Source organism: Rhodococcus sp. IEGM 1370 (assembly GCF_033142325.1).
Taxonomy (GTDB): Bacteria; Actinomycetota; Actinomycetes; order Mycobacteriales; family Mycobacteriaceae; genus Rhodococcoides.
Window position 1 is genome coordinate 203986 of record NZ_JAWLRY010000001.1, and the last position, 15615, is coordinate 219600.

General features: G+C 65.5%; 18 protein-coding genes. 11 read left to right on the top strand and 7 right to left on the bottom strand.

The window, feature by feature from the left end:
* The first annotated feature begins 44 nt into the window (after nt 1-44).
* The 7 genes from R4P47_RS00995 (at nt 45) to R4P47_RS01025 (ending at nt 9521) form a co-directional block, all read left to right on the top strand.
* Nucleotides 45-1256, top strand: coding sequence for a DUF5336 domain-containing protein (locus tag R4P47_RS00995; RefSeq protein WP_317547751.1), 1212 nt, complete (start codon nt 45-47; stop codon nt 1254-1256).
* A 71-nt stretch (nt 1257-1327) separates the two neighbouring features.
* Nucleotides 1328-2809, top strand: coding sequence for a DUF6350 family protein (locus R4P47_RS01000; protein ID WP_317547750.1), 1482 nt, complete (start codon nt 1328-1330; stop codon nt 2807-2809).
* Between the two features lie 71 nt (nt 2810-2880).
* Nucleotides 2881-3504 (top strand): phosphoribosylglycinamide formyltransferase, encoded by a 624-nt coding sequence (gene purN / locus R4P47_RS01005; RefSeq protein WP_316629424.1) that lies wholly within the window; start codon nt 2881-2883, stop codon nt 3502-3504.
* The gene (gene purH / locus R4P47_RS01010; protein WP_317547749.1) at nt 3501-5054 is read left to right on the top strand and encodes a bifunctional phosphoribosylaminoimidazolecarboxamide formyltransferase/IMP cyclohydrolase; all 1554 of its coding nucleotides are present in this window, start codon (nt 3501-3503) and stop codon (nt 5052-5054) included. The genes purN and purH overlap by 4 nt, the downstream gene beginning before the upstream one ends.
* A gap of 290 nt (nt 5055-5344) precedes the next feature.
* A complete protein-coding gene (locus tag R4P47_RS01015) occupies nt 5345-6073 on the top strand; it encodes an endonuclease domain-containing protein (protein WP_317547748.1) in 729 nt (242 codons plus the stop codon).
* 116 nt (nt 6074-6189) lie between these two features.
* The gene (locus tag R4P47_RS01020) at nt 6190-7575 is read left to right on the top strand and encodes an ATP-binding protein (protein ID WP_317547747.1); all 1386 of its coding nucleotides are present in this window, start codon (nt 6190-6192) and stop codon (nt 7573-7575) included.
* Nucleotides 7575-9521 (top strand): VWA domain-containing protein, encoded by a 1947-nt coding sequence (locus R4P47_RS01025; RefSeq protein ID WP_317547746.1) that lies wholly within the window; start codon nt 7575-7577, stop codon nt 9519-9521. Before R4P47_RS01020 ends, R4P47_RS01025 begins: the two co-directional genes overlap by 1 nt.
* Here the strand turns inward: R4P47_RS01025 and R4P47_RS01030 are convergent.
* The 7 genes from R4P47_RS01030 to rpmB all read right to left on the bottom strand — a co-directional run bounded on the left by R4P47_RS01030 (nt 9502) and on the right by rpmB (nt 12623).
* Entirely contained in the window at nt 9502-10092 is a 591-nt protein-coding gene (locus tag R4P47_RS01030) for a DUF1707 domain-containing protein (protein ID WP_317547745.1), read from the bottom strand. The two genes, R4P47_RS01025 and R4P47_RS01030, sit on opposite strands and share 20 nt — an antisense overlap.
* A 25-nt stretch (nt 10093-10117) precedes the next feature.
* On the bottom strand, nt 10118-10582 hold the full coding sequence (locus tag R4P47_RS01035; RefSeq protein ID WP_068050174.1) for a hypothetical protein: 465 nt from the start codon (nt 10580-10582) through the stop codon (nt 10118-10120).
* A gap of 46 nt (nt 10583-10628) precedes the next feature.
* The gene (locus tag R4P47_RS01040) at nt 10629-11555 is read right to left on the bottom strand and encodes an AEC family transporter (protein ID WP_094639540.1); all 927 of its coding nucleotides are present in this window, start codon (nt 11553-11555) and stop codon (nt 10629-10631) included.
* A gap of 85 nt (nt 11556-11640) precedes the next feature.
* Nucleotides 11641-11895, bottom strand: a complete 255-nt coding sequence (rpsR, locus tag R4P47_RS01045; RefSeq protein ID WP_008719028.1) for a 30S ribosomal protein S18 — start codon at nt 11893-11895, stop codon at nt 11641-11643.
* Nucleotides 11896-11911: 16 nt separating this feature from the next.
* Nucleotides 11912-12217 (bottom strand): 30S ribosomal protein S14, encoded by a 306-nt coding sequence (rpsN, locus tag R4P47_RS01050; protein WP_068050178.1) that lies wholly within the window; start codon nt 12215-12217, stop codon nt 11912-11914.
* 2 nt (nt 12218-12219) lie between these two features.
* Complete coding sequence (gene rpmG, locus R4P47_RS01055) at nt 12220-12390, bottom strand: 50S ribosomal protein L33 (protein WP_170944568.1); 171 nt, start codon at nt 12388-12390, stop codon at nt 12220-12222.
* Complete coding sequence (gene rpmB, locus R4P47_RS01060; RefSeq protein ID WP_032404320.1) at nt 12387-12623, bottom strand: 50S ribosomal protein L28; 237 nt, start codon at nt 12621-12623, stop codon at nt 12387-12389. Before rpmB ends, rpmG begins: the two co-directional genes overlap by 4 nt.
* 137 nt (nt 12624-12760) lie before the next feature.
* Here rpmB and mrf point away from each other — a divergent pair, with 137 nt between their 5' ends.
* From mrf to R4P47_RS01080, 4 genes are read left to right on the top strand one after another with little or no spacing between them, the layout of a single operon-like run.
* Nucleotides 12761-13993: a ribosome hibernation factor-recruiting GTPase MRF gene (mrf, locus tag R4P47_RS01065; RefSeq protein ID WP_317547812.1), complete on the top strand. Its 1233-nt coding sequence runs from the start codon at nt 12761-12763 to the stop codon at nt 13991-13993.
* Nucleotides 13990-14250 carry a type B 50S ribosomal protein L31 gene (locus R4P47_RS01070; RefSeq protein ID WP_094608307.1) on the top strand — a complete coding sequence of 87 codons (261 nt, stop codon included), beginning with the start codon at nt 13990-13992 and terminating at the stop codon, nt 14248-14250. Before mrf ends, R4P47_RS01070 begins: the two co-directional genes overlap by 4 nt.
* Before the next feature lie 3 nt (nt 14251-14253).
* Complete coding sequence (rpmF, locus tag R4P47_RS01075) at nt 14254-14421, top strand: 50S ribosomal protein L32 (protein ID WP_032388658.1); 168 nt, start codon at nt 14254-14256, stop codon at nt 14419-14421.
* 26 nt (nt 14422-14447) lie between these two features.
* The gene (locus tag R4P47_RS01080) at nt 14448-15506 is read left to right on the top strand and encodes a VIT1/CCC1 transporter family protein (protein WP_121870663.1); all 1059 of its coding nucleotides are present in this window, start codon (nt 14448-14450) and stop codon (nt 15504-15506) included.
* Nucleotides 15507-15615 lie beyond the last annotated feature (109 nt).

Below are 15615 nucleotides of genomic sequence, written 5' to 3' on the forward strand. Positions count from 1 at the left end.
CCCGACCGACCTGGGGTACGGACAATCTCAGATGAGGAGACGCGATGACCTACTCGCCCGGCGGCCCTGAAACAGGGGGCTCCAACTCTGGTGGCTACGGCGGAGGTGGCCCGTCCTACGGCCCGTCGTCCTTGCCGAATCAGCCGTCGTCCAACCCGCAGGGTCATCCAGGACAGAACCAGCCCTTTCACCAGCCGTCGGTGTCCAATCCCTTCGGCCCTCCGGTGCCGGGCACCTCGGCACCGGCCGGACCAGGGCCGGCCGCGTCCGGACGTAAGTCGCCCGGATCAGGTCTGGCGAATCTGCCGAAGATTCTCACGTTCGTGATCCTCGGGCTCGGCGTCGTCACCTTCCTGCTCGGCCTGCTGGACCTCGTCACCGCCGAGGTCACCTCGTCTCAGGAACTGCCGAGCAGCATTCAGACGTCGTTCAGCACCACCTTCTTCGCCTCCGGCGGAAGCGCCGTGTCGGTTGCTCTGCTGCTGGCAGCGGGCTTGATCGCCGGTGCCTCGCTCATACAGAAGGACGCCAGGAACCAGGCCGTGGTGGCCGCCCTGGCGATCGCCGGCTGGCTGGTGCTGGTCTTCCAGTCGTTCAGTCTGCCCAGCGCAGAGGGCAACGAGTTCGCCAGCACCACCAGCTCGCTCGGTATCGGTGCGATCCTGGTGCTTGTCCTCGGCTTCGTCCAAGCAGCCGCCGCGGTGCTGGCACTGTTGCTCGACGCGGGCATCGTCAAGGCTCCGGCTCCCAAGCCTGCGGGCTACGGCAACCAGAATCAGCAGCCCGGATACGGCCAGCAGAACCCGTACAACGCGCCGACGACGTCGTTCGGTGGGCCCTCGCAACCGCAGGCATACGGCAATCCGCCGTCGTACGGTCAGCCCCAGGGAACCTCGTCGAACTTCGGTCAAGGTCCCAGCGGTCAAGGTCTCAGCGGTCAAGGTCTCAGCGGTCAAGCACCGAGCGGACAGGCCTCGGGTCAGCATTCCTACAACCCGGGTGGGCAGCCGCCGTACGGACAGTCCGCCCCCAACCCCTCGTCGCCCCAGGGCGGCTATGCACCGCCGCCGTACACCGGTCCGAGCGGGCAGGCCTATCCGCCGAACCAGTACCAGTACGGCCAGCCTTCGGGATACGGCCAGCCTCCGGCGAAGTCGGACGAGCTCGAATCGGGCGAGCAGTCGACGCCGTACGGCGCGCCCACGCAGTCGTTCGGTGCCACTCCTGCTGTGGACGACGAGAAGAAGCACGACTGATTCAGGCATCACAACCCACTTCGCGGCGCGCCTGACCGGCGCGCCGCGAAGATGATGCGACTCTCGTTGCGATGAGCGATCTATTGAACCGAGAGACGCGACGCGCGGCCGCCCGGGCTCCCCGCGCGAGCACCGGACCGACGCCCGATCAGTCGCGCATGCTCGCCGCAGTGGCCTTCAAGACCTCCGGACTGGTCGTGGTGATCGCGACGACCCTTGCTCTGGTCACCCTCGTCTCGGCCAACAGCGACCTCACCGGAACGCTCGGAGCGATCGCCGGTTCGTGGTTCGCCGTGCACCTGGTGCCCCTGAGTATCGGCGGCACATCCCTCGGCGTCGCACCGCTGCTGCCGACCCTGATCATCGGCTGGTCCGTCGCTCGTACCGTCCACCACGCGGTGGACTCCGACACCGACCGTCGCGTGCTTCGGTGGGTATTCGCGGCGTCGATGGCCGGCCCGCTCGCCGTCACCGCCATTGCTCTGGCCGTCGCCAAGGACGCGTCCACCGTCATCGGACTGTCCAGTCCCAATGCTCTCGTTGCCTTCTCCTGGGTCGCAGGCGTGCACGCGGCCGCGTCCGGAACCGGTCTGCTCTTCGCGTGCTGGGACTCGGTGGTGATCCGCCGCGGACTTCCGGACTGGGTTCGCGCGCTCGTTGCGCCCTTCGTGCGCGCGCTGTCGATCCTCGCTGCAGGCGGGGCGGCGGTCGTACTGCTCGCCCTGCTCGTCTCCTGGGAGACCGCCGGCGCACTGCTCGAGAGCGGAGGCGATGTCGTCGGCATGCTCGGGCTGACCGTGCTGTCCGTGCTCTATCTCCCCAACATCGTCATCGGTGCACTCGCGGTGGCCACCGGTTCCACAGCCGGGTTCGGCGACGCGTCGGTCAGCCTGTTCTCCACCACCGGAGGACCGCTACCGCCGCTGCCGATCCTGGCCGTCCTCCCCGAGGGATCGGCCCAGACGATCTGGGTCGTCATGCTCGTCGTCCCGATCGGCGCCGGGCTACTGCTCGGCCGCGACTGCGCCATCCGCAGCGCCGACATCCAGGTTGCAGTGTCCTCGGTATGGGCCGTGGCGGCCGCGGCCGGAGCGCTCGCAGCACTGCTCGGCTACGCCGCAGGCGGAAACCTGGGCACCTTCGGCACCGTCGAAGTCACCGTCTGGAGCTTCGGGCTGCTGACGTTCGCGTGGCTGGCCGTCGTCGGTTCCGCCTCCGCAGCCTTCGTCGTGTGGCGTCGAGCAGAACCCGAGCCGACTCGCGACGAGCCCGTTCCGACTCCGGTACCTGCGGCCGAGCTGGCTATCGAACCTGCCCCATCCGAACCTGCCCCATCCGAGCCTGACCCGTCCGAGACCGCCCCGTCCGAATCGGAGGACGACGAACAGACCGAGGTGGTCGAGGATGTCGTCGAGGCGGAGGTCGTCGACGACGTCCCGGCAGAGATGCCACCGGCCGAAGAACCGGACGCGACCGTCGAGGCCGCTACCGCCGAACCGTTGGATGCCGAGATCGTCGCACCTCCCGGAGATCAGGACGGACCTGCCCGGTAGGGCTCGACGGCGCAGCGACTAGGCTTTCCGCTGGCTCGAACGATCCGCCTCGACAATTCAGGAGTAGTGCGCTGACTGCCTTGCGTGAGACACCCGCGCGGGTCGTCGTCCTCGCATCGGGGACCGGCTCGCTTCTGCAGTCGCTCATCGCCGCGACTGCTGCCGAGAGCTATCCCGCGCGCATCGTGGCCGTCGGAGTCGATCGAGAGTGCGACGCAGCCCGCCGTGCCGACGAGGCCGGAATGCCGAACTTTCGAATCGGATTGAAGGACTACGCCGATCGAGCGCAGTGGGACATCGCGCTCACCGACGCCGTTCTGGCGCACGAGCCCGATCTCGTCGTCACCGCCGGTTTCATGAAGATTCTCGGCCCGCAATTTCTCGGGGCCTTCACCGGACGCATCGTCAACACTCACCCCGCGCTCCTGCCATCGTTCCCCGGCGCACATGCCGTGCGGGACGCACTCGACCACGGCGTCAAACTGACCGGTTCGACGGTTCATCTGGTCGATTCCGGCGTCGATACCGGGCCGATCCTGGCGCAGGAAGCCGTGCCGGTCCTCGACGGCGACGACGAAGCTGCTCTGCACGAACGCATCAAGATTGTCGAGCGACGGTTGCTGGTCGACGTGATCGCAGCCGTGGCCACCACAGGTGTCACCTCCGATGGACGAAAGGCTCAGATAATCCGATGAGTGAACGTAAAGCAGTGCGCCGCGCGCTGGTCAGCGTCTACGACAAGACCGGACTGATCGAACTGGCGACCGGCTTGCACGGTGCGGGCGTCGCTCTCGTGTCCACCGGATCGACGGCGAGCAAGATCGCCGACGCCGGAATCCCGGTCACCAAGGTCGAGGATCTCACCGGATTCCCCGAGACCCTCGAAGGTCGCGTCAAGACGCTGCATCCTCGCGTGCATGCCGGCGTGCTCGCCGATACCCGTAAGCCCGAACATCTTTCGCAGCTCGAGGAATTGGGCATCGAGGCCTTCGAGCTCGTCGTGGTGAATCTGTACCCGTTCACCGAGACCGTCGCCAGCGGGGCGACGCCGGACGAATGCGTCGAACAGATCGACATCGGTGGACCGTCGATGGTGCGCGCCGCAGCCAAGAACCACCCCTCGGTTGCCGTGGTGGTCGATCCGTCCCGCTACGAAGACGTGCTCGCGGCCGTGGCCGGTGGCGGATTCACCCTCGCCGAACGGACTTCCCTTGCGGCACAGGCTTTTCAGCACACGGCCGCCTACGACGTCGCGGTGGCGTCGTGGATGAGCAATGTGCTGACCCCCGATACCGAATCGTCGTTTCCGGAATGGATCGGCGGAACCTGGGATCGCTCGGCCGTGCTTCGCTACGGCGAGAACCCGCACCAGGCTGCGGCGCTCTACGTCGATCCTGCGAGCTCCGGCATCGCGCAGGCGGAGCAGCTGCACGGTAAAGAGATGTCGTACAACAACTTCACCGATTCCGATGCGGCGTGGCGGGCGGCGTTCGATCATGCCGAGCCCACCGTCGCGATCATCAAGCACGCCAACCCGTGCGGTATCGCCGTCGGCAACGACATCGCCGAGGCGCACCGCAAGGCCCACGCCTGCGATCCGGTGAGTGCCTACGGCGGCGTCATCGCAGCCAACCGCGAGGTCACCGTCGAGATGGCCGAGCAGGTGGCCGAGATCTTCACCGAGGTCATCATCGCGCCGTCCTACGCCGACGGTGCTCTCGGAGTGTTGCAGCGCAAGAAGAACATTCGTGTACTGCTGGCGGAGGCTCCGTCCACCTCGGGCGTCGAACTCAAGCCGATCTCCGGCGGCGCACTGCTGCAGCAGCGCGACGTTCTCGACGCAGACGGCGACAATCCTGCCAACTGGACCCTCGCTGCCGGCGAGCCCGCCGACGAGCAGACCCTGAAGGATCTTGAATTCGCCTGGCGCGCAGGTAGGGCCGTGAAGTCCAACGCGATCCTGCTCGCCCACGGAGGGGCGTCGGTCGGTGTCGGAATGGGCCAGGTCAACCGCGTCGATGCCGCCCACCTCGCCGTCCAGCGAGCCGGGGATCGCGTCGTCGGCTCGGTGGCGTCCTCCGATGCCTTCTTCCCGTTCCCCGACGGTCTGCAGGTGCTGATGACAGCAGGCGTCAAAGCCGTTGTGCAGCCCGGTGGTTCGGTACGCGACAACGAAGTGATCACAGCGGCACAGGATGCAGGCGTGACGCTGTATCTGACGGGTTCGCGACACTTCGCGCACTAGTGCGTGATGCCGAGTTCGCAGTTATGCAGCCACATACCTCACTTTCGGCCGCATAACTGCGAACTCGACAATCTGTGGATGGATGAAAAGTTATCCACAGAGTGCACAGTGGGCCGTTTCAGGGGTGTCGACCCTGCCAGGGTTGAGCCATGGGGATTCAGGTCGGACCGTTTCGGGGTTCGCAGGCAATACGCTCGGGCGCTCTCAGCAGGCACGAGCTGAGTCGCAACTATGTGAGGGTCTTTCGCGACACGTATGTCTGCGACGGGACCGTTCTCGATGCGCGAACGATGGCCGTCGCCGCATCGATCTGTGTCGGCGATGGTGCCGTGATTGCAGGGGTCTCCGCGGCGGCAGTCCACGGCGCGAAGTGGATCGACCCGAGCGCTCCGCCGAGTGTGCTGGCGAACGGAAGGTCGCATCAGTTGCCCGGTCTGCGAATCCATCGCGATGCCTTCGACGGCGATGATGTGTGCGTCGTCGGGGAAATTGCTGTCACCACACCGGTGCGCACGGCATTCGATATCGGGCGCTGGGTCCAGCCGCCACTATCCGTGGTCCTCCTCGACTCAGTGGTTGCTGCAACCGGGGTAGACGTGGAAGCTGTACGTGCTTATGCGCAGCAGCGGCCGGGCATCCGAGGCATTCGGTGCCTGTTCAGTGCACTCGATGTCGTCGACGGTGGAGCGGAATCGCCACAGGAGACGCGCACCCGGCTCCTACTGGTCGGGGCAGGCCTGCCGAAGCCCGAGACACAGGTCGAGATCCGCGACAGTTCCGGCAGGTTCGTGGCGCGGATCGACCTGGGGTGGCGTCGTTGGCGGGTGGGGGTCGAGTACGACGGCGTTCACCATTGGCTCGACGAGCGTCAGCGGACCCGTGACATCGAGAGGTCAGAGGAATTGCAGCAGTGCTATTGGCAGATCGTTCGGGTCAATTCCGAGCAACTGCGGCTGCGACCTCACGACGTTGTGGCACGCGTCAGAGCCGCGCTTCGAGCGGCAGGCGCACCGGTGTAGCGAGCTCGCACTTATGCGGGCGATTTGTCCAGTTCAGGTGGCATAGGTGCGAGCTCGACGGAACCACAACCGACCACTAGATGGCAGCTTTCGGCAAACGCTCGTAGCGTGGAGAAGTGACCTCTACCAAACCTGGCATCTCCACTCTCGGCGAACTCAAGGCATCCGGACATCGGCAGCGGTCGATCAAGGAAGAGCTGCGGGAAAATCTTCTGAAGGCATTGCGCGACGGCACAGATCCGTGGCCGGGGATCGTCGGATTCGGCTCGACGGTGTTGCCGCAGTTCGAGCGCGCGATTCTGGCCGGTCACGACGTGGTTCTGCTCGGCGAGCGCGGTCAGGGCAAGACGCGACTGCTGCGCACCCTGAATTTGTTGCTCGACGAGTGGGTGCCGGTGATCGCCGGAGCCGAACTCGGCGAGCACCCCTACGAGCCCATCACCCCTGCCAGCATCAGGAAGGCGAAGGAACTCGGCGACGACCTTCCCGTCGAATGGCGGCATCGCAGCGAGCGGTACGCCGAGAAGCTCGCGACCCCGGATACCTCGGTGGCCGACCTCGTCGGCGACGTCGATCCGGTGAAAGTAGCCGAGGGTCGCAGCCTCGGCGACCCGGAAACCATCCACTTCGGACTGGTCCCGCGCAGCCACCGCGGCATCGTGGCGATCAACGAGCTCCCCGACCTCGCCGAGCGCATCCAGGTGTCGTTGCTCAACGTCATGGAGGAGCGCGACATCCAGGTGCGCGGCTACACGCTGCGCCTGCCCCTCGACGTCATGTTGGTCGCGAGCGCGAACCCGGAGGACTACACCAATCGCGGACGCATCATCACCCCGCTCAAGGACCGCTTCGGAGCCGAGATCAGGACTCACTACCCCCTCGAACTCGACGCCGAGGTGGCCGTCATCGAGCAGGAAGCGGAGCTGCAGGCCGCGGTCCCGACCTACCTGCTCGAGGTGTTGGCCCGATTCACCCGACTGCTGCGCGAGTCACCGTCGGTGGACCAGCGCTCCGGCGTTTCCGCCCGATTCGCGATCGCCGCAGCCGAAACCATCGCTGCCGCAGCCGTTCACCGGGCCGCGATCCTGGGGGAGGCCGAGCCCGTGGCCCGGCCGGTGGATCTCGGCACCATCATCGAGGTGCTGCGCGGCAAGGTCGAGTTCGAATCCGGTGAAGAGGGCCGCGAAATCGAGGTCCTCGAACACATGCTGCGTCGGGCGACGGCCGATACCGTACGGGCGCATCTCGGCGGCATCAACCTCGCAGCACTGGTGACGGCGGTGGAGACGGGCGAACCGATCGTCACCGGCGATCGCATCACCGCCAAGGCTCTGCTCGACGAGCTGCCCGACGTCGAGGTCATCGGCGACATCCACGAGCGGCTGAATGCCACCTCGGACGGCGAGAAGGCCGCTGCCGTCGAACTTGCCCTGGAGGGCCTCTACCTCGCGCGTCGCATCTCCAAGGACCCCGACGACGACGGTCAGACGGTGTACAGCTGATGCGTCGCTCCAGATACGGGCGGTATCACGACGGTCCGGATCCCCTTGCGCCACCGGTGGATCTGCGCGAGGCGCTCGACGCCATCGGCGAGGACGTGCTCGAGGGCGCGTCACCGCGTCGGGCATTGCAGGAGATGCTGCGGCGCGGGACCAAGAACATGCGTGGGCTCGACGACCTGGCCGCGCAGGCTGCGAAGCGTCGTCGAGATCTGTTGAAGAAGAACAACCTCGACGGCACGCTGCAGGAAGTACGTGAGCTGCTGGACAAGGCAGTGCTCGAGGAGCGCAAGGCGTTGGCGCGTGCCCTCGACGACGATGCGCGCTTCCAAGAGATGCAGATCGGCGATCTGTCACCGTCCACTGCGCAAGCGGTGCAGGAGCTTTCGGACTACGACTGGCGCTCGTCCGAGGGTCGCGAGAACTACGAGAAGATCAAAGATCTGCTCGGACGGGAAATGCTCGATCAGCGTTTCGCGGGCATGAAGCAAGCTCTCGAAGGTGCCACCGAGGAGGACCGTCAGGCCATCAGCGACATGCTGAAGGACCTCAACGAATTGCTCGACGCCCACAACAAGGGCGAGAACACCGACGAGCAGTTCGAGAAGTTCATGGACAAGCACGGTCAGCATTTCCCGGAAAACCCCGAGAATGTCGACGAGTTGTTGGACTCGCTCGCCCAGCGGGCGGCAGCGGCGCAGCGGTTGCGCAACTCCCTGACGCCCGAGCAGCGGGCCGAGCTGGATGCATTGGCACAGCAGGCCTTCGGCGACTCGAATCTGCTGAATCAGCTCGATCAGCTCGATCAGAACCTGCAGCAGGCCCGGCCCGGTGAGGATTGGGACGGCTCGCAGAACTTCCGCGGCGAGAACGGTATGGGCCTGGGCGACGGTACCGGTGCGCTCCAGGACATCGCCGACCTCGAGAACCTGGGAAATCAGCTCTCGCAGCAGTACAACGGTGCCGCACTGGACGACATCGACGCAGACGCCCTGCTGAAGCAACTCGGGCCCGAGGCTGCGGCCGATGCCAGAATGCTCGCCGAACTCGAAAAGGCTCTGCAGCAGCAGGGTTTTATGGACAAGGATGCCGACGGGCAATGGCGTCTGTCACCCAAGGCGATGCGTCAGCTGGGGCAGTCCGCGCTCAAGGACGTCGCGGGAAAGCTGTCCCGACGCGGCGGCGAGCGAGACACCCGCAAGGCAGGCGCGATGGGCGAGCCCACCGGAGCGTCGCGAGCGTGGGAGTTCGGTGACACCGAGCCGTGGGACGTGACCCGCACGGTCAACAATGCGGTACTGCGCTCGGCGGCAACAGGATCGGGCTTCCCGGTGCAATTGCAGGTGACTGATGTCGAGATCAGCGAGACCGAGACGCGGACGCAGGCAGCGGTGGCACTGCTGGTCGACACGTCGTTCTCGATGGTGATGGACGGCCGCTGGGTGCCGATGAAGCGCACAGCACTGGCGCTCAATCACCTGGTCAGTACCCGATTTCGCGGGGACGATCTGCAACTCATCGGATTCGGCAGGCACGCACAGACATTGACGGCCTCGGAGTTGGCGGGGTTGGACGGTGCCTACGATCAGGGCACCAATCTGCATCACGCGCTGATGCTTGCGGTGCGGCATCTGCGGCGTCATCCCAATGCGCAGCCCGTGGTGCTGATCGTGACCGACGGTGAGCCGACGGCGCATCTCGAGCCGGACGGTCACGCGTACTTCGACTACCCACCGTCTTCGAAGACACTGGGACTGACCGTGCGCGAGCTCGATACCGTCGCGAAACTCGGGGCGCAGGTGACGATCTTTCGGCTCGGCGACGATCCCGGTCTGGCTCGGGTGGTCGACAAGATGGCCGAGCGTGTGGGCGGGCGCGTCATTGCGCCGGATTTGGATGGACTGGGTGCTGCGGTGGTGACCGACTACCTCAAGCGTCGGCGATCCTAGGTTTGTCGGGGTCCTTGATCTCGACCGACACCCCACCCCAGAACGCAAAGCCGGTGACGACGACGCGCGGTGCGCCGGGGTGGGCCGCGCTGACGTGCTCGAATCCGCCCATGATCCCCATGCCGCGGACCTCGACGCTCACTCCGGGCGGCACGGTGACCTCGATGCCGCCCATGATGGCCACGCAGTTGATGGTGGTTTCCTCGGCGGAGAACGATGCACGGCGTAGGTCGAGTTCGATGCCACCCCAGAAGGCGAACGCGTCGATGCGCGCCGCCGCGGTCCACTCTCCTTTGCGCATGGCACCGCTCATGATGGCGATCACGCGGTCGTTCGCAGAGCCACCGGATGGTGCACGTGCGGGAGGCGGAGACAGGACCAGGTCCCCGGTCAGTACGTCGAGTTCGCCGTAGGTCTTCGCCCGGTACACCGCTGCCGTGCGTTCGTCGTACTCGGTGACGGTGAGTTGGCCGTTCGCGAAGGCGTCGCTCAGCAGCTGCGCGACCAGATTTCTGTCCGCATCGGCCGCGCGAATCCGGCTTCGATCTCGGTCTGGCAGATGATCGCTCACCGCCCGGACCCTACCTGCGTGAGGGTCAGGCCGCATTCAGGATGGTGCGGCTCCCGAGGGGAGAGGCCAACGTCATCTGCATGGTGGCGTAGACGGCCACCATGATGCAGGACTTGTCGGCGGCGTCGGGCTTGGTCCCGGTACGCAGTTCGATGGTGACGGTGGTGTCGGTCTCGGTCACCGACGCGTCGGCTCCGTAGCACTCGGGAGTGCCGGTGACGAAGTGGACCGCGATGGTGTTGGGGGAGACCTGGCTCCACGACTCGAACGGAGTGGTGGTGGCGCGGATCAGGTCGGGGGTGGGCTCGAACATCGTGCCGACGTCGCCGACGGGCACTTCGTGAGGAACCGGAGGTGCGCTGGGTTGCTGAGCGAGACCGACCGGTGTGGTGGATCCGACCGTCGGCGTCGTCTCGTCGTCGCTGCCGGAGGCGGTGCTGCAGCCGACCAGCAGCAGACACAACATGACTCCTGCAGCGAGAAACCTCATGAAACCAAACTAGCGCTGTGAGCTGAGGAGAACCTTTGTGTTCGGCTCATGCGAGGAAGAGCGTCACGAGCGCGATGACGGGGATCGAGACGAGCGTGGTCACGAACGCAGTGTCTCGGGCCAGCACCACCCCGCGCTGGTAGCGGCTGGCGAAGACGAACACGTTCTGTGCGGTCGGCAGTGCCGAGACGACGACGATGGCGAACAGATCGTGGCCGTCCAGACCGAACACGAACCGGGCCATGAGGTAGCCGAGCAGGGGTTGCAGTGCCATCTTGAACACCGTGGCCAGGGCCACGTCCCGTCGTGGACTGATGCCCTTCTGCAGCACTCGGGCACCGTAGAGAGACAGGCCGAAGGCGAGCAACGCGCCGGGGACGGACGCGTTCCCGACGAGCTGGAACGGCTGCATCAACGCCTCGGGCAGCTCGAAGCCGGTGATGGACAGAACCAGTCCTGCTGCGCCGGCCAGCACGATCGGGTTCCGGAACGGTGTGGTGACGGTCTTGAGCACCGAGACCTTCTCGATCTCCGTCGAGACATCGAGAATCGTCACCGCGATCGGGGTGTAGACCATGATCTGGAACAGCAGCAGGGGAGCGACGAAGTTCGCGTCGCCGAGCACGAAGACTGCAATCGGGATACCCAGGTTGGCGGCATTGACGTACGAACTCGCGAGTGCGCCGACGGTCGCGTCGGGCACGGTTCGTTTCAGAGCCAGCTTGGCTATGACGAAATAGACGGCACCGACGAGCAGTGCGGTGGTGCCGGCTACGGCCAGTACAGGCGACAGAATGACCGACAGATCCGAGTTCGCCAACGTGACGAACAGCAGCGCGGGCGTCGCGACGAAGAACACGAGTCGGCTCAGTACGAACTGGCCGTGTTCGCCGAGCACTTTCAGGTGGGCGAGCAGGTAACCCAGTGCGATGACGACGAAGATGACGGTGAAGCCCTCGAGGACGCCGGACATCTACGGACTGCTCATCTCTGGATCGGGAACGCCAGAGAGGCCACGTAGCCGATGGCTACGTGGCCTCTCTGAACGAAAGTTTGGATCAGCGGCTGGTGAAGGGCAGCAATGCCATCTCACGAGCGTTCTTCACTGCAACAGCGACCTGGCGCTGCTGCTGCGGGGTGAGCCCGGTGACCCGACGGCTGCGGATCTTGCCGCGGTCCGAGATGAACTGACGAAGGAGGTTGATGTCCTTGTAGTCCACCGTGGTGACCTTGGCGGCGTTCAACGGGTTCTTCTTCGGTCGACGGCCTGCCTCTGCGCGGACCTTCTTCGACGGTGCTCTCTTGACTGCCATCTGAAACCTTTTCCCTTTACCAGCTCGACTTGTGGACGCCTGGCAGCTCCCCACGGTGAGCCATCTCGCGCATTTTCACGCGGGACAGCCCGAATTTCCGTAGATAACCGCGCGGACGTCCATCCGCAGCGTCACGATTGCGTAATCGTACCGGACTCGAATCGCGCGGCAGACGCTGCAGTGCTGCTTGGGCCTGTGCGCGCTCGGAGTCGCTGCTCGAGGGCCTGCGGATGGTCTCCTTGAGCTCGGCGCGACGGGTTGCCCACCGGGCGACGACGACCTTGCGCTGTTCGTTCTTGGCGATCTTCGACTTCTTCGCCACGACTACCGCTCCTCTCGGAAATCGACGTGCTTGCGCACGACCGGGTCGTACTTCTTCATCACCAGTCGATCGGGATCGTTGCGACGGTTCTTGCGAGTGACGTAGGTGTAGCCGGTCCCCGCGGTCGACTTCAGCTTGACGATCGGACGGACGTCCGTGCTCTTGCCCATCAGATCTTCTCCCCACGTGCGCGGATCTTGGCGACGACGGCATCGATGCCGTCGCGGTCGATGGTCTTGATGCCCTTGGCCGAGAGCGTGAGAGTGACGCGTCGGCCGAGGCTGGGTGCGTAGTACGTCTTGCGTTGGATATTGGGGTCCCACCTACGGCTGGTTCGCACGTGGGAGTGCGAGACGGATTTTCCGAAGCCGGGGGTGCGGCCGGTGACTTGGCAGTGCGCTGACACGAGCACTCCTTTCTTTCCGTTATAACAATCGTTTTCGACAAAGCGTGATCTCGAATGTAGCGTGCATCCTCAGAGAATGACAATCGTTGTCGAGAAGAAGGGTGCTCGTGAACAACTCACCGGACGATCGAACCCCGATGGTCCTCGTCTCCGGCTGGACCGGAGCCATGGACGCGGTCGTGACGTCGCTGCTCGCGCCGGGGACGGTCGCGGTCCGCCACGATCTGAGCCGCGTCGCCGAAGGCGTCGTGCGTCGCACACTCTCCGTACTGGGGGAGAACCCGCGCGAGACCATTCTGGAGCTGGCGCACGGCTGCGTCTCGTGCACACTTCGGGAGGATCTGCTGCCGCTGCTGCGCGCACTGTCCGCCCGCAGCAACGTCGATCGCATCGTGCTCGCCATGGACCCCGCGCTCGAGCCCGAGGCACTGTGCTGGGCCGTGGACAACGTCGTCGTTGCGGGTGTCGTCGGGCAGATCGACGGCCCGGCCTCGCGTGACGTCCGCATCGAGGCAGTGGTCGACTGCCTCGATGCCGCAACCTGGCTGGCCGACGCCACCGGCGACGACGCCATGGCCGACCGAGGGATCGTCGCCAGTGGGGACGACGATCGAACCGTCGCGCAATTGGTGGTCGGACAGGTCGACTACGCCGATGCGCTCGTCGTCACCGCGGGCCCGGACGTCGACGCGTGGGAGCGGGCCCGGCTTGCTGCAGTCCTCGCGCGGCTGGCACCGAATGCGCCCGTCGTCTGGGTGTCCCGGGACGCAATGGTCGACGCCCCAGCGCTTCTCGCGTCCGTGCCCGCCGATGCCCGTCGCGGTGCGATCACCGACGCGCATTCGCCACTGCTGCGCGGTCAGCCGCCGCTGACCGTCGACTGCGGCGTCACCCTGGTCGAGTTCACCGCAACGCGGCCGTTTCATCCCGAGCGATTGCACGAGGCCATCGACGTGCTGCTCGACGGTGTCGTCACCGCACGGGGGCGGGCATGGGTCGCCACTCAGCCCGACGAAGCGCTGTGGATCGAATCGGCCGGCGGCGGTCTTCGTGTTGCGAGCGCCGGAAAGTGGCTTGCCGCAATGGAACCGGAGCAACAGGACCGCGTCGACGCCACCCGTCGGGCAATGGCGGCGCTGCGATGGGACGAGACGTTCGGCGATCGTGACACCTCGCTGGTGATCCTCGTGCACGAGGCCGACCCCACCGAGATCGACCGAACGCTGCAGTGGGCGTTGGTATCCGACGACGAGATGACGGACCCCTCGGCGTGGTCCGGCTGGACCGATCCGTTCGGTCAGTGGCACGAAGACCCCTGCGACAGCAGCGAATCCCCGTACGCAGAACAATCACGAGAGGCTACAGAATGAAACCAGGCATCCACCCCGACTACCACCCGGTCGTGTTCCAGGATTCGAGCACCGGCAACAAGTTCCTCACCAGGTCCACCGTCACGTCCGCGCGCGAGACCGAATGGGAAGACGGCAACACCTACCCGCTGATCGTCGTCGACGTCTCGTCCGAATCGCACCCTTTCTGGACCGGAGCCGCCCGCGTGATGGACACGCAGGGACGCGTCGAGAAATTCGAGAAGCGTTACGGCCGCCGAAGCCGAAAGGACGTCTGAGTCATGGCTGTTCCGAAGAGAAAGATGTCGCGCTCGAACACCAGGAGCCGTCGTGCGCAGTGGAAAGCCGTTGCCCCTGATCTGGTGACCGTGCGTTTCCAAGGTCGCGAGTTCCGAGTGCCACGGAGATTGGTCAAAGCAGTGCAGACCGGGGTGTACGACCCGAGCTGACCCTCTACGGGTCTATCTTCACTTTCATGAACGACGGACCCAGTGCGCGAGATGTGAAGCGGTGGCGGCAGTATCTCGCCGACGAGCGGGCCGAGGCTGCCGTCTATCGCGATCTGGCAGGACGACGCGTCGGCGAGGAGCGCGACATATTGCTCGCACTCGCCGATGCGGAGGGCCGCCACGAGCAGCATTGGCGAAACCTACTGGGCGAGCGGGTCGGCATGCCGCTCAAGGGCGACATCCGCACCCGCATCCTCGGTGTGCTGGCGCGTCGGTTCGGCTCGGTGTTCGTGCTCGCATTGGCGCAGCGCGCCGAAACGCGCTCTCCGTACGCCACCGACTCCGATGCCACCGACGCCATGACGGCCGACGAGCAGATCCACGCCGAGGTCATCAGGGCCCTGGCAGCTCGCGGTCGCAATCGACTGTCCGGAACGTTCAGAGCCGCAGTGTTCGGTGCCAACGACGGCTTGGTGAGCAACCTGGCTCTGGTGCTCGGTATCAGTGGGTCCGGTGTGTCCAATCAAATCGTCCTCGTCACCGGACTCGCGGGCCTGCTCGCCGGCGCGCTGTCGATGGGCGCGGGCGAGTACGTCTCGGTCCGCTCGCAACGCGAACTGCTCGAGGCGTCGTCGCCGGACAGTGCCGCGCGCGATGCCGTCCAACACCTCGACGTCGACGCCAACGAATTGGCGCTGGTCTACCGGGCGCGGGGAATGACCCACGAGGAAGCCGACGCCAAAGCCGCCGAAGTGCTGCGATTACTACCTGCCGACGAGATGGCCCCCGATGTCGATCAACACGAGTCCATCGGAACCGGCCTCGGTGCCGCCGGGGCCAGCTTCTGCTTCTTCGCCTCCGGTGCCGTCATCCCGGTGCTGCCGTATCTGTTCGGCCTCGAAGGTTATGTGGCACTTGCCGTTGCCGCAGTCCTCGTCGGAATCGCATTGATCTGTACCGGCTTGGTGGTGGGACTGCTCAGCGGTGGGCCACCGGTCAAACGCGCTCTGCGACAGTTGGCCATCGGCTACGGCGCGGCTGGGGCGACATATCTACTGGGCTTGGCATTCGGTGGAGGAGTGTAGGTCCCGGCGTTGTGGGCAGGTTTGCACACTATCGGTCCCCAGCGACGGGATCCCATCATCACAGCACACCTCTGTGCATTCAGTCCCACTACGTTTCGAATAATTCGCT